The 17,397-nt window shown below is 69.5% G+C and carries 13 protein-coding genes and 1 tRNA gene; 6 read left to right on the top strand and 8 right to left on the bottom strand.

Annotation, left to right across the window (positions count from 1 at the left end; genetic code table 11):
- From ACP4E5_RS32995 to ACP4E5_RS32985, 3 genes are read left to right on the top strand one after another with little or no spacing between them, the layout of a single operon-like run.
- Nucleotides 1-1,812, top strand: a complete 1,812-nt coding sequence (locus ACP4E5_RS32995; protein WP_425835136.1) for a branched-chain amino acid ABC transporter permease — start codon at nt 1-3, stop codon at nt 1,810-1,812.
- Between the two features lie 50 nt (nt 1,813-1,862).
- The gene (locus tag ACP4E5_RS32990; RefSeq protein WP_425841821.1) at nt 1,863-2,666 is read left to right on the top strand and encodes an ABC transporter ATP-binding protein; all 804 of its coding nucleotides are present in this window, start codon (nt 1,863-1,865) and stop codon (nt 2,664-2,666) included.
- Nucleotides 2,663-3,379, top strand: a complete 717-nt coding sequence (locus ACP4E5_RS32985; RefSeq protein ID WP_425835134.1) for an ABC transporter ATP-binding protein — start codon at nt 2,663-2,665, stop codon at nt 3,377-3,379. The genes ACP4E5_RS32990 and ACP4E5_RS32985 overlap by 4 nt, the downstream gene beginning before the upstream one ends.
- A 75-nt stretch (nt 3,380-3,454) precedes the next feature.
- Here the strand turns inward: ACP4E5_RS32985 and ACP4E5_RS32980 are convergent, their stop codons facing one another.
- Nucleotides 3,455-4,111, bottom strand: a complete 657-nt coding sequence (locus ACP4E5_RS32980) for an ANTAR domain-containing response regulator (protein WP_266720737.1) — start codon at nt 4,109-4,111, stop codon at nt 3,455-3,457.
- Between the two features lie 106 nt (nt 4,112-4,217).
- Between ACP4E5_RS32980 and ACP4E5_RS32975 the strand changes: the two genes are divergently transcribed.
- Nucleotides 4,218-4,292 (top strand) — tRNA-Leu (locus ACP4E5_RS32975).
- A gap of 104 nt (nt 4,293-4,396) precedes the next feature.
- On the opposite strand, the gene pyk is transcribed toward ACP4E5_RS32975, so the two are convergent.
- Together pyk and ACP4E5_RS32965 are read right to left on the bottom strand one after the other, a co-directional pair.
- Complete coding sequence (pyk, locus tag ACP4E5_RS32970) at nt 4,397-5,833, bottom strand: pyruvate kinase (protein WP_425835131.1); 1,437 nt, start codon at nt 5,831-5,833, stop codon at nt 4,397-4,399.
- 131 nt (nt 5,834-5,964) lie between these two features.
- Nucleotides 5,965-6,654 carry an SIMPL domain-containing protein gene (locus tag ACP4E5_RS32965; RefSeq protein WP_425835129.1) on the bottom strand — a complete coding sequence of 230 codons (690 nt, stop codon included), beginning with the start codon at nt 6,652-6,654 and terminating at the stop codon, nt 5,965-5,967.
- 113 nt (nt 6,655-6,767) lie between these two features.
- Here ACP4E5_RS32965 and ACP4E5_RS32960 point away from each other — a divergent pair, with 113 nt between their 5' ends.
- Complete coding sequence (locus tag ACP4E5_RS32960) at nt 6,768-8,573, top strand: bifunctional metallophosphatase/5'-nucleotidase (protein WP_425835127.1); 1,806 nt, start codon at nt 6,768-6,770, stop codon at nt 8,571-8,573.
- A 22-nt stretch (nt 8,574-8,595) separates the two neighbouring features.
- Here the strand turns inward: ACP4E5_RS32960 and ACP4E5_RS32955 are convergent, their stop codons facing one another.
- The 5 genes from ACP4E5_RS32955 to ACP4E5_RS32935 all read right to left on the bottom strand — a co-directional run bounded on the left by ACP4E5_RS32955 (nt 8,596) and on the right by ACP4E5_RS32935 (nt 15,461).
- The gene (locus ACP4E5_RS32955) at nt 8,596-10,029 is read right to left on the bottom strand and encodes a lysine N(6)-hydroxylase/L-ornithine N(5)-oxygenase family protein (protein ID WP_425835125.1); all 1,434 of its coding nucleotides are present in this window, start codon (nt 10,027-10,029) and stop codon (nt 8,596-8,598) included.
- Nucleotides 10,026-11,417 (bottom strand): pyridoxal phosphate-dependent decarboxylase family protein, encoded by a 1,392-nt coding sequence (locus ACP4E5_RS32950; RefSeq protein ID WP_425835123.1) that lies wholly within the window; start codon nt 11,415-11,417, stop codon nt 10,026-10,028. The genes ACP4E5_RS32955 and ACP4E5_RS32950 overlap by 4 nt, the downstream gene beginning before the upstream one ends.
- Before the next feature lie 228 nt (nt 11,418-11,645).
- Entirely contained in the window at nt 11,646-14,147 is a 2,502-nt protein-coding gene (pepN, locus tag ACP4E5_RS32945; protein ID WP_425835121.1) for an aminopeptidase N, read from the bottom strand.
- A 99-nt stretch (nt 14,148-14,246) separates the two neighbouring features.
- A complete protein-coding gene (locus tag ACP4E5_RS32940; protein WP_425835119.1) occupies nt 14,247-14,588 on the bottom strand; it encodes a chorismate mutase in 342 nt (113 codons plus the stop codon).
- A 6-nt stretch (nt 14,589-14,594) separates the two neighbouring features.
- Nucleotides 14,595-15,461, bottom strand: a complete 867-nt coding sequence (locus ACP4E5_RS32935; RefSeq protein WP_425841819.1) for a helix-turn-helix domain-containing protein — start codon at nt 15,459-15,461, stop codon at nt 14,595-14,597.
- Nucleotides 15,462-15,619: 158 nt separating this feature from the next.
- Here ACP4E5_RS32935 and ACP4E5_RS32930 point away from each other — a divergent pair, with 158 nt between their 5' ends.
- Nucleotides 15,620-17,365, top strand: a complete 1,746-nt coding sequence (locus ACP4E5_RS32930; protein WP_425835117.1) for a glycoside hydrolase family 35 protein — start codon at nt 15,620-15,622, stop codon at nt 17,363-17,365.
- The last annotated feature ends 32 nt before the right edge of the window (nt 17,366-17,397 follow it).

The following is a 17,397-nucleotide window of genomic DNA, read 5'->3' as shown; positions in this document are numbered from 1 at the left end:
ATGACCGACACCACCATGACCACCAACACCCCGGCCCGCGGCCTCATCCCCCTGCCGCCCGCCCTCGCCCGCCCCCTCCTCCTCATCGGCGGCATCGCCACCATCGCCTCCGCCTTCCTCGCCTGGACCTGGACCGCGGAATTCCCCGGCGACCTCACCATCACCGGCTACCCCGGCGGCCTCCAATGGCTCACCCTCATCGCCGGCGCCCTCGTCACCCTCGTAGCCCTCGCCCACTACGGCACCCCCGGCCTGCGCGCCCTCGCCCCCACCGGCAGCGACGCACCCGCCGCTCTCACCGCACTCGGCGCCTTCGGCACCACCTGGTTCACCGTCATCGCCATCGCGGTCAAACTCGGCGGCCTCGCCAACCTCGAACCGGGCGGCTGGATCGCCGCCATCGCCTCTCTCCTCCCGGTCCTCGGCGCCTTCGCCCTCCCGAAACCGGCCACCGCGGCAGAGCGCACCGGCACGTCCACCAGCACCAAGGAATCCTTCAAGGCCTACCTCACCAAACCCGACACCCTCACCCCCGGCGCGCTCCCCACACCCTGGATCCAGCGGCTCATCATCACCGCCGTCGTCATCGTCGGCCTCGCCGTCTTCACCTACGGCATCGACACCGCCTACGGCGAACTCTTCATCGGCTACCTCATCGTCGCCGTCTTCGCCGTCTGGACCCTCCACACCACGGGCCTCATCGACCAGTTCTCCCGACTCGTCGCCCGCAACCGCGGCTTCACCATCGCCATGGGCTTCGCCGCAGCCATCGCCTTCCCCTTCACCCAGACCGACGACCACTACGCCAATATCGGCGTCAACATCCTCATCTTCGGCACCGTCGCCCTCGGCCTCAACATCGTCGTCGGCCTCGCCGGACTCCTCGACCTCGGATACGTCGCCTTCCTCGGCGTCGGCGCCTACACCGCCGCCCTCGTCTCCGGCAGCGAGTTCTCCCGCTTCTCCGGCGTCCAATTGCCCTTCTGGGCCGCCGCACTGACCGGCGCCGCCGCCAGCCTCGTCTTCGGCGTCCTCATCGGCGCCCCCACACTCCGCCTGCGCGGCGACTACCTCGCCATCGTCACCCTCGGCTTCGGAGAAATCTTCCGCATCGCCGTCAACAACATGGACGGCGACTCCGGCCCCGACATCACCAACGGCCCCAACGGCATCCCGTCGATCCCCGACCTCAACCTCCTCGGCATCGACTTCAGCCAGAGCCACGACATCGCCGGCTTCACCCTCGGACGCTTCGCCAACTACTACCTCCTCATGGTCCTCATCATGGCGATCGTCGTCCTCGTCTACACCCGCGCCGCCGACTCCCGCATCGGCCGCAGCTGGGTCGCCATCCGCGAGGACGAAACCGCCGCCACCGCCATGGGCATCAACGGCTTCCGCGTCAAACTCATCGCCTTCGCCCTCGGCGCCTCACTCGCCGGACTCGCCGGCACCGTCAGCGCCCACGTCACCTACAGCGTCGTCCCCAACCCGTACCAGTTCGCCGGCGCCACCCCGCCCAACTCGGCGTTCCTGCTCGCCGCGGTCGTCCTCGGCGGCATGGGAACCGTGGCCGGACCGCTGCTCGGCGCGGCACTGCTCTACCTGCTCCCCGAGAAGCTCGTCTTCCTCCAGGACAAGTCGCTCCTCGCCTTCGGCATCGCCCTCGTCCTCCTCATGCGCTTCCGGCCCGAAGGCATCATCGCCAACCGCCGCCGCCAGCTCGAATTCCACGACACCGGCCAACTCGACGTACCGGAACAACGACTGCCCGACGCCGACGAACCGGCCACCACCAAGGCGGGGGCGTGACCACCGTGACCACCACGACCGACACCGTGCTCCACGCCAGCGACGTCACCATGCGCTTCGGCGGACTCACCGCCGTACGCTCCGTCGACCTCACCGTCAACGCCGGCGAGATCGTCGGCCTCATCGGCCCCAACGGCGCAGGCAAAACCACCTTCTTCAACTGCCTCACCGGCCTCTACATCCCCACCGAGGGCAAAGTCGCCTACAAAGGCACCGTCCTGCCCCCCAAGCCCCACCTCGTCACCCAGGCCGGCATCGCCCGCACCTTCCAGAACATCCGCCTCTTCGCCAACATGACGGTCCTCGAGAACGTCCTCGTAGGCCGCCACACCCGCACCAAAGAAGGTCTCTGGTCCGCACTCCTGCGCGGCCCCGGATTCCGCAAAGCCGAACGCGAATCCGAAGAACGTGCCATGGAACTCCTCGCGTTCATCGGCCTCGCCGACAAACGCGACCACCTCGCCCGCAACCTCCCCTACGGCGAGCAGCGCAAGCTCGAAATCGCCCGCGCCATGGCCAGCGAACCAGGACTCCTGCTCCTGGACGAACCCACCGCCGGCATGAACCCCCAAGAAACCCGCGCCACCGAAGAGTTGGTTTTCGCCATCCGCGACAAGGGCATCGCCGTCCTCGTCATCGAGCACGACATGCGCTTCATCTTCAACCTCTGCGACCGAGTAGCAGTGCTTGTACAGGGCGAGAAGCTGGTGGAGGGGACGAGCGAGGTGGTCCAGGGCGACGAACGCGTCATCGCCGCCTACCTCGGCACCCCCTACGAAGGCGCCCCCGAGGACACCGCACTCGAAGACGTACAAGCCGCCGAAGCCCACGCCACGGAAGGAGACACCAAGTGAGCGCGCTCCTCGAAGTCCACGACCTCAAAGTCGCCTACGGCAAGATCGAAGCCGTCAAAGGGATCTCCTTCAGCGTGGAAGAAGGCCAGGTCGTCACCCTCATCGGCACCAACGGCGCCGGCAAGACGACCACCCTGCGGACCCTCTCGGGACTCCTCAAGCCACTCAGCGGCACCATCACCTTCGCCGGACAACCACTCGCCTCGGTCCCGGCACACAAGATCGTCGCCATGGGCCTCGCCCACTCCCCCGAAGGCCGACGCATCTTCCCCCGCCTCTCGATCGCCGAGAACCTCCAACTCGGCGCCTTCCTGCGCAAAGACCCGGCAGCCATCGAGAAGGACATGCAGCGCGCCTACGAACTGTTCCCCATCCTGGGCGAACGACGAAAGCAAGCCGCGGGCACCCTGTCGGGCGGCGAGCAGCAAATGCTCGCCATGGGACGGGCATTGATGTCCCAGCCCAAGCTGCTCATGCTCGACGAACCCTCGATGGGCCTCTCCCCGATCATGATGCAGAAGATCATGTCGACCATCTCGGAACTGAAGTCCCAAGGCACGACCATCCTGCTCGTCGAGCAGAACGCCCAGGCGGCGCTCTCACTCGCCGACCAAGGGCACGTCATGGAAGTCGGCTCCATCGTGCTCTCGGGGAGCGGGGAAGACCTGCTGCACGACGAGTCGGTGCGAAAGGCCTACCTCGGCGAAGACTGACGCCCCCGCTCTACGCGAATGTGGCCCGCACCCCTTCCGAGGGGGCGGGCCACATCGACGTAACGGGCGTGGGCGTCAGCCCTTCGACGCCTTCTTCTCCTCGGCGTCCTGAATGACCGCCTCGGCCACCTGCTGCATCGAAAGACGCCGATCCATCGACGTCTTCTGAATCCAGCGGAACGCGGCCGGCTCCGTCAGCCCGTACTCCGTCTGAAGCACCGACTTCGCCCGGTCCACCAGCTTCCGCGTCTCAAGCCGCTGCGTCAGGTCCGCGACCTCGTTCTCCAGCGTCTTCAGCTCCGTGAAGCGGGACACGGCCATCTCGATCGCCGGCACGACGTCGCTCTTGCTGAACGGCTTCACCAGGTACGCCATCGCACCGGCGTCACGCGCACGCTCCACGAGGTCGCGCTGCGAGAACGCGGTCAGCATCAGGACCGGCGCGATCGACTCACCGGCGATCTTCTCCGCCGCGCTGATGCCGTCCATCTTCGGCATCTTCACGTCGAGGATCACGAGGTCGGGCTTGTGCTCACGGGCCAGCTCGACGGCCTGCTCGCCGTCGCCGGCCTCGCCCACGACGGAGTAGCCCTCTTCCTCGAGCATCTCTTTGAGGTCGAGGCGGATGAGGGCCTCGTCCTCGGCGATGACGACGCGGGTCGTCAGCGGCGGGACGTGCGACTTGTCGTCGTCGACTGCGTCTACGGGCTCGGGCGTCTCGGGGGCGGTCACGGCGGCGCTCCTTGGTAAGGCAGGGCGGGGGTGCTGCTTACAAGAGCCTACCTAGCTGCGATATGGTGGTCGCGCAGCGGGTCGGGGTTGACCTTCGATTCCGCGGGCCCCGGTAGCCCAATTGGCAGCAGGCAATGGATTCAAAACCCATACAGTGTCGGTTCGAGTCCGACCCGGGGCACTTTTCCTTCGATTCGAAGGTTGCAAGCCCGAAGCGGATGCTCACGTTGTCGTGAACATCCGCTTTTTGGTGCCCGTGATACTTCCGTACCGACCCGGCCGGCCCTACTTGGGGCTGTCGTCCTCGCCGATGTGGTGGATGCGGACCAGGTTCGTCGAGCCGGCGACGCCCGGAGGGGAGCCCGCCGTGATGACGACGATGTCGCCCTTCTCGCAGCGGCCGATCTTCAGGAGTTGTTCGTCGACCTGGGCGACCATCGCGTCGGTGGAGTCGACGTGCGGGCCCAGGAACGTCTCCACGCCCCACGTGAGGTTGAGCTGCGAGCGCGTCGCCGACACCGGGGTGAAGGCGAGGAGCGGGATCGGGGAACGGTAGCGGGAGAGGCGGCGGACGGTGTCGCCGGACTGGGTGAAGGCGACGAGGAATTTGGCGCCGAGGAAGTCGCCCATTTCGGCCGCGGCGCGGGCGACGGCGCCGCCCTGGGTGCGGGGCTTGTTGCGTTCGGTGAGCGGCGGGAGACCCTTCGCGAGGATGTCCTCCTCGGCCGCTTCGACGATGCGGCCCATGACCTTGACGGTTTCGATGGCGTATTTGCCGACGCTGGTCTCGCCGGAAAGCATGACGGCGTCGGTGCCGTCGATGACGGCGTTGGCGACGTCGCTGGCTTCCGCCCTGGTGGGGCGGGAGTTGTCGATCATCGAGTCGAGCATTTGCGTCGCGACGATGACGGGCTTCGCGTTGCGCTTGGCGAGTTTGATGGCGCGCTTCTGGACGATCGGGACTTGCTCGAGTGGCATTTCGACGCCGAGGTCGCCGCGGGCGACCATGATGCCGTCGAACGCGGCGACGATGTCGTCGATGTTGTCGACGGCCTGGGGCTTTTCGACCTTGGCGATGACGGGAAGCCGGCGGCCTTCCTCGCGCATGATGCGGTGGACGTCCTCGATGTCGCGTCCGCTGCGGACGAAGGAGAGCGCGATGACGTCGGCGCCGATGCGCAGGGCCCAGCGGAGGTCAGCCTCGTCCTTGTCGGAGAGGGCGGGGACGGAGACGGCGACTCCGGGGAGGTTGAGGCCCTTGTGGTCGGAGACCATGCCGCCTTCGATGACGCGGGTGCGGACGCGGGGTCCGTCGACCTCGGTGACCTCGAGGGTGACCTTTCCGTCGTCGACGAGGATGCGTTCGCCGGTGGTGACGTCTTCGGCGAGGCCGTCGTAGGTGGTGCCGCAGGTCTGTCGGTCGCCTTGGACGCCGCTTTCGACGGTGATGGTGAACTCGTCGCCGCGTTCGAGTAGTACGGGTCCTTCGCTGAATCGGCCGAGTCGGATCTTCGGGCCTTGAAGGTCGGCGAGGATTCCGACGCTGCGGCCGGTCTCGTCGGAGGCCTTTCGCACGCGCTGGTAGCGCTCCTCGTGTTCGGCGTAGGTGCCGTGGCTGAGGTTGAAGCGGGCTACGTCCATTCCGGCTTCGACGAGTGCCTTGATCTGCTCGTACGAGTCGGTGGCTGGGCCCAGGGTGCAGACGATCTTTGCTCGGCGCATGCTTTCGAGCCTAGACCTTACCGACGGGTAGAGAATTGGTCGGTCATGACTACTCAACAACCTTTGCGTGAAGGGCTATTGACAAGGGTTGAATTTGGGCGATGCCGCGCTCTGATGAGCGGCGGGGTGGCTCACAGTGTCGGTGGGTGCATCGTAAAGCGGGCGTTGACCTGGGCCCGTACGTGCTGGCGTTGGGGTTCGAGGTCGAGTGCGGGGGCGGGGTCGGCTTCGGCGCCGGTGAAGGCGGCCGAGCGCATCATGCCGCGGGGTGCGCGGGCCGGGGCGAAGTCGTCGGCGCCGATGTCGGCGATCTCGATGAGTGCGGCGAGGGTGGTGCCGAGGGCCTCGGCGTATTCGCGGGCGCGTTGGACGGCTTCGCGGACGGCTTGCTGCCTGGCCCGGGCGTGCACGGGTGAGCTGGGGCGCAGGGACCACCAGGGTCCTTCGACGCTGGTGAGGTCGAGGTCGGCGAGGCGGGTGGTGAGTTCGCCGAGTGCGGTGAAGTCGGTGAGGTCGGCGGTGATGTGGACGCGGCCGTGGTGGGTGCGGACGCGTTCGCCGCGGCCGCGTTTGGTGAGTTCGGGGGTGATGGAGAGGGCGCCGGTGGCGGTTGTGTCGATGGCGTCGCCGTAGCCCTTGATGAGGTCGAGTACGTGGGTGTTGCGGCGGGTGAGGTCTTCGAGGGCGGTGCGGCGGTCGGTGCCGCGGGCGGCGACGGTGATGCCGATGCGGGCGATCTCGGGTTCGGCTTCGATGTGGGCTTCGCCGCGTACCGCGATGCGGGGGGCTTCGGGGGTGGCGGTCCGGTCGTCGTGGGTCATGCGCTCACCTTGTCATCATCGAAACGAAACCTCTTGAGGCTGTTGCGAGTTGGGGTTGGTGGGCAAGAATCTACGCGCGTCGCTTTGGCGTACACGTAGACGAGGAGACCTCGATGTCGTTGGACCGCAGATCGTTTCTCAGCAGATCCGCCGCGACGAGCGCCGGCGTGGCCCTGACGGGCGCCGCGACAGCGCCGGTCGCGGCAGCAACGACATCGGCGAAGGGGAAGCAGAAGCGGTACGCGTTCACCGTGATGGGGACGACGGATCTGCACGGTCACGTCTTCAACTGGGACTACTTCAAGAACGCCGACTACGTGGACGCGGCGGGCAACGCGCAGGGTCTGGCGCGGATCTCGACGCTGGTGGATCAGGTGCGCGAGGAGAAGGGCCGGGGGAACACCCTGCTCATCGACGCCGGGGACACGATTCAGGGCACTCCGTTGACGTACTACTACGCGAAGGTCGATCCGATCACCGCGGACGGTGGTCCGGTGCATCCGATGGCGCGGGCGATGAACGCGATCGGGTACGACGCGGTGGCGCTGGGCAATCACGAGTTCAATTACGGCATCGAGACGCTGCGGAAGTTCGAGTCGCAGTGTGCGTTTCCGCTGCTGGGTGCGAACGCGGTGGACGCGAAGACGGAGCGGCCGGCGTTCCCGCCGTACTTCATGAAGCGGCTGCGTACCCCGCACGGCAAGGACGTGAAGGTGGCGGTCCTGGGTCTGACCAATCCGGGGATCGCGATCTGGGACAAGGCGTATGTGCAGGGTGTCCTGAAGTTCCCGGGGCTTGAGGAGCAGGCGGCGAAGTGGGTGCCGAAGCTGCGGTCGATGGGCGCGGACGTGGTGATCGTGTCGGCGCATTCGGGGGCGTCGGGGCAGTCGTCGTACGGGGATCAGGTGCCGTATGTGGAGAACGCGGCGGCGAATGTCGCGAAGCGGGTGCCGGGTGTCGACGCGATTCTGGTGGGGCACGCGCACGTCGAGATCGAGCAGCAGTTGGTGACGAACGAGAAGACGGGGAAGACGGTCGTGCTGTCGGAACCGCTGTGTTTCGCCGAGCGGTTGACGTTGTTCGACCTCGATCTCGTCTGGGAGAAGGGTCGTTGGGCCGTCGAGTCGGTGCGGGCGTCGCTGCGGAACACGAATGCGGTGGCGGACGATCCGGAGATCTCGAAGCTGCTCGGGGAGCAGCACGCGGCGGTGGTGGAGTACGTCAATCAGGTCGTGGGGACGGCGAAGCAGACGCTGACGACGGTGGATGCCCGCTACAAGGATGCGCCGATCATCGACTTGATCAACAAGGTGCAGGCGGATGTGGTGGCGAAGGCGCTGGCGTCGACGGAGTACGCGTCGCTTCCGGTGTTGTCGCAGGCGTCGCCGTTCTCGCGTACGTCGGAGATCCCGGCCGGTGATGTGACGATCCGCGATCTGTCGAGCCTTTATGTGTACGACAACACGTTGGTGGCGAAGTTGCTGACGGGTGCGCAGGTGCGGGCGTATCTGGAGTACTCGGCGGAGTATTTCGTGCGGACGGCGGCGGGCGCGGCGGTGGATGTGGACAAGCTGACGAACGCGAACGACCGGCCGGACTACAACTACGACTATGTGTCGGGGTTGGCGTACGACATCGACATCGCGCAGGCGGCGGGTTCGCGGATCAAGAACGTGACGTTCGGCGGCGAGGCGTTGGACGACGCGGCGCAGTTCGTGTTCGCGGTGAACAACTATCGGGCGAACGGTGGTGGCGCGTTCCCGCATGTGGCGTCGGCGAAGGAGCTGTGGTCGGAGTCGACGGAGATCCGGACGCGGATCGCGGAGTGGGTGACGGCGAAGGGCGTCCTCGACCCGGCCGATTTCGCGTCGGTGGACTGGAAGTTGACGCGGGACGGGACGCCGGTGTTCGCCTCGTGAGCGGCGTCTGCCGTGTGGGCCGCTAGTCCTGGAGTTTGACCATGGTGCCGCGCTCCGCTGTCTGTTGTCCGGGCAACGTGGCGCGGTTCTCGTGTCCGGTGAGGCCGAAGGTGGTGAAGGCGGTGCGCCGGGGCTGCGGGTAGGGGTCCTTGCCGGTCAGCGAGTTGAGGATGGTGGCGCTGCGCCAGGCGGCGAGTCCGAGGTCGGGGGCGCCGACGCCATGGGTGTGGCGTTCGGCGTTCTGTACGTAGACGGAGCCTTGGACGCGGTCGTCGAGGACGAGGCGGAAGCGGTCGTCGATGCGGGGGCGTTCGGAGCGGTCGCGGCGCAGGTAGGGGTCGAGGCCGGTGAGCATGCCGCTGAGGGGGCGTTCCTTGTAGCCGGTGGCGAGGACGACGGCGTCGGTGGTGAGGCGGGAGCGGGTGCCCTGCTGGCGGTGTTCGAGGTGGAGTTCGACCTTGGTGGTGGCGACGCGTCCGGCGGTGCGGATGCTGACGCCGGGGGTGAGGGTGGCGTCGGGCCACCCGCCGTTCAGGGTGCGCTGGTAGAGCTCTTCGTGGATGGCGGCGATGGTGTCGGCGTCGATGCCTTTGTGGAGTTGCCACTGGGCGGGCACGAGGCGGTCGCGCTCCGCTTCGGGCAGGTGGTGGAAGTAGTGGCTGTAGTCGGGGGTGAAGTGTTCGAGGCCGAGTTTGCTGTACTCCATGGGTGCGAACGCTTCGCTGCGGGCGAGCCAGGTGATCTTCTCGCGGCCCGCGGGGCGGGCGCGGAGCAGGTCGAGGAAGATCTCGGCGCCTGACTGGCCGCTGCCGACGACGGTGACGTGTTCGGCGGCGAGCAGGCGGTCGCGGTGGGTGAGGTAGTCGGCGGAGTGGACGACGGGGACGGTGGGGGCGTCGGCGAGTGGCTTGAGGGGTTCGGGGACGTAGGGGGCGGTGCCGACGCCGATGGCGACGTTCTTGGTGTAGGTGCGGCCGAGGGCTTCGGCTTCGCCTTCGGCGTCGAGCTGGGTGAAGTCGACTTCGAAGAGGGCGCGTTCGGGGTTCCAGCGGACGGCGTCGACCTGGTGGGAGAAGTGCAGTCCGGGGAGGTTCTCGCTGACCCAGCGGCAGTATGCGTCGTATTCGGCGCGCTGGATGTGGAAGCGCTCGGCGAAGTAGAAGGGGAAGAGGCGCTCGCGGGTCTTGAGGTAGTTGAGGAACGTCCAGTGGCTGGTGGGGTCGGCGAGGGTCACCAGGTCGGCGAGGAAGGGGACTTGGAGTGTGGCGCCTTCGATGAGCAGGCCGGGGTGCCAGTGGAAGGCGGGGCGCTGTTCGTAGAAGGCGGTGTCGAGTTCGGTGAGGGGGTGGGCGAGGGCCGCGAGGGAGAGGTTGAAGGGGCCGATGCCGATGCCGACGAGGTCGCGGGGTGCTTCGGTGGGGGGTGTCGGGGGGTGGGGGGTGGGCGCGGCTGTCATCGGTGCGTGTGTCCTTCCACCAGGTCCAGGAGGGCGGTGAGGTCTTCGGGGGTGGCGTGCGGGTTGAGCAGGGTGGCTTTGAGGTGGAGCTTTCCGTCCATGCGGGCGCGGCCGAGGACGGCGCGGCCCTCGGTGAGCAGGCTGCGGCGGATCGCGGCGATGGTCTCGTCGGTGGCGCCGGTGGGGCGGAAGAGGACGGTGGTGAGGGTGGGGGTGTCGTAGAGCTCGAAGTGCGGGTGTGCGTCGATGAGTCGCGCCAGGTGGTGGGCGAGCGCGGTGACGTCGTCGACGAGGGCGGCGAGTCCGGTGCGGCCGAGTGCCTTGAAGGTGACGGCCGTTTTGAGGACGTCGGGGCGGCGGGTGGTGCGCAGGGAGCGGCCGAGGAGGTCGGGGAGTCCGGCTTCGGTGTCGTCGTCGGCGTTGAGGTAGTCGGCCTGGTGGCCGAGGGCGGCGGTCTCGGCGGTGTCGCGGACGGCGAGGATGCCGGCGGCGACGGGCTGCCAGCCGAGTTTGTGGAGGTCGAGGGCGACGGTGTGGGCGCGGGCGAGGCCGTGGAGTTTGGGGGCTTCGCGGGGGCTGAAGAGGGCGCCCGCGCCGTAGGCGGCGTCGATGTGGAGGCGGGCGCCGTGCCGCTCGCAGATGTCGGCGATCTCCGGGAGCGGGTCGATGAGTCCGGCGTCGGTGGTGCCCGCGGTGGCGGCGACGAGTTTGGGGCCGGGGAGTTCGGTGAGTGCCTCGTCGAGGGCGGCCGGGTCGAGGGTGCCGGCGGGGGCGGGCACGGTGACGGGGTCGGGCAGGCCGAGGAGCCAGGCGGCGCGGGTGAGGCTGTGGTGGGCGTTGGCCCCGGCGAGGAGGTGGACGGGTTCGCCGGGCGGTGCGGCCTCGCGGGCCAGGAGGACGGCGAGCTGGTTGGCTTCGGTGCCGCCGGTGGTGACGAGGGAGTCGGGGGTGGGTGTGGCGCCTGTGCCGTAGACCTCGTGGGCGAGGGTGGTGGTGACGAGGGCTTCCAGGGCGGAGGCGGCGGGGGCCTGGTCCCAGGAGTCCATGGAGGGGTTGAGGGCGCTCGCGGCGAGGTCGGCGGCGGTGGCGACGGCGAGCGGCGGGCAGTGCAGGTGGGCGGCGCACAGGGGGTCGGCGGGGTCGGCGGCGCCTTCGGTGAGGGCGGTGACGAGGGTGCGGAGTGCTTCTTCGGGGCCCGTGCCGTGGGTGGGCAGCAACTCGCCCACGTCGTGGTGGAGTTGTGCCGTGACGGCCTCGGGGCCGCCCGCCGGGAGGGGGCCGCCGCGGTGGGCGGCGCCCTTGTGCAGTGCGTCCAGGACGGTGGCGAGCAACGGCCGCAGGGCGTCGGGGCCTTGGGTACCTCCGGCGAGGGGCGGCGTGCTGCGCATACGGGTCCTTTGCGTGGTTGGCGTACGTGATGCATCAGCTTGCCTTTTGCCTGCTGGTGCGTCCGCCGTACCGATGAAGCTGACCCGAAAGTGGTATCGGTGGGGGTGGGTGTGGGCGTGGGTGTGCTACGGGGCGGGGCGCGCCCCGTGGCCTGTGGGTGGTCCGTTCTCACGCCACGGGGCTCCGCCCCGGACCCCGCTGCTCAATCGCCGCAGGGGCTTGAATCCCTACGACCCGCGTACCTTCAACGCTCGCCGCAGGTCGTCGAGTTGGTCGGTCATTTTGCGGCGCAGGGACGGGATGGGTGCGGACGACTCGTCGGCCAGGTGGGCCTCGCCGAGGCGCAGGGTGTCCGCGTCGATGGCGTACACGGGGAACGCGTGGCGGCCCGCCGCTTCGGCGATCGCGGGGCCGCGGCGTGCGGCGAGTGCGGTGGCGTCGGTGAAGTAGCGGGGTACGTAGCCGCGCAGCAGGTCGCTCTGTTCGGGCTGCCAGAAGCCTTGTGCGGTGGCGGTGAACAGGTAGTTGGACAGGTCGTGGTCCGGGTCGGTGGTGAACATGGCGGCCCAGGCCTCGGCCTTGGTCTGCGGGTCGGGCAGTGCGGCGCGGCAGCGGGCGGCGCCCTCTTGTCCGGTGGCGCTGGGGTCGTGGGCGAGTTCGGCCTCGATGACCGCCTCGTCGACGGTGCCGAGGACGCTGAGCCGGCCGAGGATGCGCCAGCGCAGTTCGGGGTCGAGTTCGGGTCCGCCGGGGACGGCACCGGAGTCGTACCAGTCGCGGATGACGTCGGCGTGCCGGGCGGCGTCGATGAAGTGGCGTACGGCGGTGAGACGGAGTCCGGGGTGGCTGCCGTCCTCTGTGCGGCGGACGAGGTCCTCGCACAGAGCGGTGACGAGGTCGAGGGCCTCGGGCCTGTCGGCGGGGTCGGTGTACCGGTCGGCGACCTGGGTGCGGGTGAAGGCGAGGACGCCCTGGACGAGGGCGAGGTCGCTCTCCTCGGGGAGGTGGGCGGCGACGGTCTCCAGGTAGGTGGCGGGTGCGAGTGCGCCGTCGCGGACCATGTCGCGCAGCGTGTTCCACAGGACGGTGCGGGTGAGGGCGTCGGGGATGCCGGACAGGCCGCGCAGGGCGGCTTCCTCGGACGCGGTGTCGAGGCGGATCTTGGCGTAGGTGAGGTCCTGGTCGTTGGGGACGATCAGGGCGGGGCGTCGGCCGTGGAACGTCAACGGCTCGCCGTTGCCGGGGACTTCAACGTCGAGGCGTTCGCGCAGGACGAATCCGGGGGTGTCGGTGGGAGCGTCGTCGTACAGGCCGAGGGCGAGGCGGTGGGGGCGGCTGCCCTCGCGGTCGACGGTGAGCGTCCAGGTGTCGTCGCTCTCGGTCACCGAGGTGGTGAGGGTGTCGACGCCGGTGGTGCGCAGCCAGGTGTCGGCCCAGGCGTGTACGTCGCGCTCGGTGCCGGAGGCGAGGGATTCGATGAAGTCGGCGAGGGTGGCGTTGCCGAACCTGTGGCGCTTGAAATGGGTGTTGATGCCGGCGAGGAAGTCCTTCTCGCCGAGCCAGGTGACGAGTTGGCGCAGTGCGGAGGCTCCCTTGGCGTAGGAGATTCCGTCGAAGTTGAGGAGCGCGGAGGCCGTGTCGGGCACGGATTCGGGGGCGACGGGGTGGGTGGAGGGCCGCTGGTCGGCGTCGTATCCCCAGGATTTGCGGGCGACGCCGAATTCGATCCAGGTGTCGGTGTACCGGGTGGCCTCGGTGAGGGTCTGGTAGCCCATGTACTCGGCGAACGACTCGTTCAGCCAGATGTCGTCCCACCACCTGAGGGTGACGAGGTCGCCGAACCACATGTGGGCCATCTCGTGCGCGATGACCATGGCGCGGGTCTGGCGCTCGGTGTCGGTGACGGCGGAGCGGTACACGAACTCGTCGCGGAAGGTGACGAGGCCGGGGTTCTCCATGGCTCCGGCGTTGAACTCGGGGACGAACGCCTGGTCGTAGGAGTCGAAGGGGTAGGGCTCCTCGAACTTCTCGTGGTAGCGGTCGAAGCACGCGCGCGTGGCGTCGAGGATCTCTTCGGCGTCGGCGTCGAGGTGGGGCGCGAGGGAGCGGCGGCAGTGCAGGCCGAAGGGGAGGCCGCGGTGCTCGGTGCGGATGGAGTGCCAGGGGCCCGCGGCGACGGCGACCAGGTAGGTGGAGAGCAGCGGGGTGGTGGCGGCCCGCCAGCGGCCCTCCCCCAGGTGTTCGGTGACGCCGTTGGCGAGGACGGTCCAGCCTTCGGGGGCGGTGACGGTGAGGTCGAAGGTCGCCTTGAGGTCGGGCTGGTCGAAGGCGGCGAAGACGCGCTGCACGTCTTCCATGAACAGCTGCGTGTACGCGTAGGTCTCGCCGTCGGTGGGGTCGGTGAAGCGGTGCATGCCCTCGCCGGTGTGCGAGTAGCGCATCGCGGTGTCGATGCGCAGCTCGTGGGTGCCTTCGGTGAGGCCGGTGAGCGGGAGCCGGTTGTCGGCGAGGGTCGCGGGGTCGAGGGGCTGCCCGTCGAGGGTGGCGGAGCGCAGGTCGGCGGGCTTGAGCTCGACGAACGTGTCACCGGCGGCGCGCGCGGTGAACCGGATCGCGGTGCGGGAGTCGAAGGTGTCGGCTCCGGCGGTGAGGTCGAGGTCGACGGTGTAGCGCTCGACGTCGATGAGCCGGGCTCGGGTCTGCGCTTCGCTGCGCGTCAGTACGGGCATGCGGTCATGCTGCCGCATGCCACTGACATCGGGACAGGGTGGATCATGTGGCGGCCCGCCGGGGTCGCGGCCTCGGGGCTTCGCCCCGGACCCCGCGCCTCAATCGCCGGCGGGGCTTGACTGAGCCGCGATTTGTTCGTGGTGGCGGATGACCTCGCTGATGATGAAGTTGAGGAACTTCTCCGCGAAGGCCGGGTCGAGTTTGGCGTTTTCCGCGAGTTGACGCAGGCGTTCGATCTGGCGGGATTCGCGGGCCGGGTCCGCCGGGGGCAGCTCGTGTTCGGCCTTGAGGTGGCCGACCTGCTGGGTGCACTTGAAGCGCTCGGCGAGCATGTGGACGACGGCGGCGTCGATGTTGTCGATGCTGTCGCGCAGGCGGCCGAGCTCGGCGCGCACGGCCGGGTCGACTGCCGGCTTGTCGTTTGGCGTGCTGGTGGTCATGACGGATCACCCTACGTGGAGCATGGGTGGGTCGTCGGGGTCGGGGATCTTGTCGGACCAGCCGCCGGGCACGGTGCGGCCCTGTTGCTCGCGGAAGCGGACGGGTGCGATGCCGACGCGGCGGGTGAACAGGCGGGAGAAGTAGGCGGGGTCGTCGTAGCCGACGCGGCGGGCGACGGCGGCGACGGGGAGTTCCGTGGCGGCGAGGAGTTCCTTGGCGCGGCCGAGGCGGATGCCGAGGAGGTAGTCCTTGGGGCTGCATCCCGCGCCGCGGCGGACGGCGGTGCGCAGTGCGGCGGGGGTCATGCCGTGGCGCGCGGCGTGTGCGGCGACGGACAGCGGTCGGCAGGCGTCGCGGGCGAGGGCCTGGAGGACGGGGTCCCCGTCGGGGGCGAGGTCGGCGCGGGCGCGGCGCAGGGCGACGAGGAGTTCGTGGACCGCGGCGCCGGTCTCCACTTCGAGGAGCGGGTTCCCGCGGCGGGCGGCGCGGGCGATGCGGCCGACGGCGGCGCGGGCCCGTGCGGCGTCGGAGAGGGGGACGACGGGGCGGTCGGGTTCGATGTAGCCGAGTTCGGTGTACGTGGTGGTGGCGGGTCCGGTGAAGTCGACGAAGCACTCGTCCCAGCCGGTGTCGGGGTCGGCGCCGTAGTGGTGGGGACGGCCCGGTGTGAGCCAGATGAGGGCGGGGGCGGTGACGGGGCGGCGGGGTCCTTCGGCGTCCTGGTACCAGCCGCTGCCCGCGGTGATGACGACGGCGACGTGGTGGTCGAGGGTGCGGGGGCCGACGGTGGGCAGCGGGCCGTGCTGGAGTCCGACGCCGAGGCAGACGAGGCCGAGGCGGTGGTGGGCCGGGCTGGGCGTGAAGTACCGCATCCAGGTGTGGTACGTGGGCAATTGTCCCCTCCCGTGGTGGTGCGTGCGGGCGTCCCCGTCCAACACCGGCCGATCTTTGTCCATGGACCCGGTCGGCCGCCAGAGGTGAGGGTGGCGGCCGGCGGGTGACGCGCCCGTGGGGCGATGAGGAGCACGTGATGACGGATTTCCGGGTGGGCGGGGACGACTTCGTAGTGGACGGTCGGCCGGTGCGGCTGCTGTCGGGGGCCTTGCACTACTTCCGGGTGCACGAGGAGCAGTGGGCGCATCGGCTGCGGATGCTGCGGGCGATGGGCCTGAACTGTGTGGAGACGTACGTGCCGTGGAATCTGCACGAGCCGCGCCCCGGTGAGGTGCACGACGTGGCGGCGGTGGGGCGCTTCCTGGACGCGGCTCAGCGGGAGGGGCTGTGGGTGATCGTGCGGCCGGGGCCCTACATCTGCGCGGAGTGGGAGAACGGGGGGCTTCCGCACTGGGTGACGGGGCGGCTGGGGGCGCGGGCGCGTACCGGGGACGCGGAGTTCATGGCGGCCGTGGAGCGCTGGTTCGGGGTGTTGTTGCCGCAGGTCGTGGAGCGGCAGGTCGATCGGGGCGGTCCTGTGCTGATGGTGCAGGTGGAGAACGAGTACGGCAGTTACGGCTCGGACCACCGCTATCTGCGGGCTCTTGCCGATCTCCTCGTGGGGCTCGGGGTGACGGTGCCGCTGTTCACGTCGGACGGGCCCGAGGACCACATGCTGAGCGGGGGTTCGGTTCCGGGGGTGCTTGCGACGGTGAACTTCGGCTCACGCGCGCGTGAGGCGTTCGCGACGCTACGCAGGCATCGTGCCGGCGGGCCGTTGATGTGCATGGAGTTCTGGTGCGGATGGTTCGACCACTGGGGCGCGAAGCACGTCGTGCGGGATCCGCGGGAGGCGGCGGACGCGCTGCGGGAGATCCTGGAGTGCGGGGCGTCGGTGAACCTGTACATGGCGCACGGCGGGACGAGTTTCGGGGGCTGGGCGGGCGCGAACCGGGGTGGCGGCGCGCTGCACGAAGGGCCGCTGGAGCCGGATGTCACGTCGTACGACTACGACGCCCCGATCGACGAGTTCGGCCGTCCCACGGAGAAGTTCTGGCTGTTCCGTGAGGTGCTCGCCGCGTACGCGGAGGGGCCGCTGCCGGAGGTGCCGCGGCGGCCGGCGGCGCTCGCGGGCCCGGTCACGGCCGGCCTGACGGCGTTCACGGCTCTGGACGGGGTGCTGGAGGCGCTGGGCGGCCCGGAGGCGGAGCACGCGGTGCCGCCGTCGTTCGAGGACCTGGACGTGGACCGTGGCCTGGTGCGGTACGCGGTGACGGTGCCGGGGCCGCGGCAGCCGTATCCGCTGCGGGCGCGCGGGCTGCGGGATCTGGCGGTCGTGTACGTCGACGGGGAGCGGGCCGGGGTGCTCACCGAGGAGGAGCCCGCCCTGGCCGAGCCGGTGGATGGCCACGCGCGCGTGGAGCTGTGGGTGGAGTCCTTGGGGCGGGTCAACTACGGGCCGCGCACGGGTGAGCCGAAGGGGATCACGGGCGGGCTGCTGCACGAGCGGCAGTTCCTGCACGGGGTGCGGGCGCGGGGGCTGCGTCTGGACGCCTTCACCGCTTCCGGGGTGGCCGCCCTGCCGGTCGCGGCGGCCAGGGGCGAGGGGCGGGGCCTGTACCGGGGGTCCTTCCAGGTGTCAGGGGCCGGGGACGCGGGGCTCGAACTGCCGGGCTGGGGGCGGGGCTTCGTGTGGGTGAACGGGTTCTGCCTGGGCCGCTACTGGTCGGCGGGGCCACAGGACGCCTTGTACGTGCCGGGGCCGGTGCTGCGCGAGGGCGCGAACGAGGTGTGGGTCCTGGAGCTCGACCGGGCCGGGGAGCCGCGAGTCGTGTTGCGTTGAGGCGGGCACGGAGGGAGCGTCGCGGGCCGGCC

Origin of the sequence: Streptomyces fractus (genome assembly GCF_049844455.1) — a bacterium.
In the GTDB taxonomy this organism is placed as follows: domain Bacteria; phylum Actinomycetota; class Actinomycetes; order Streptomycetales; family Streptomycetaceae; genus Streptomyces; species Streptomyces fractus.
Note: the sequence above shows the minus strand (reverse complement) of the source record. Positions and strands in the feature narration are given on the sequence as shown.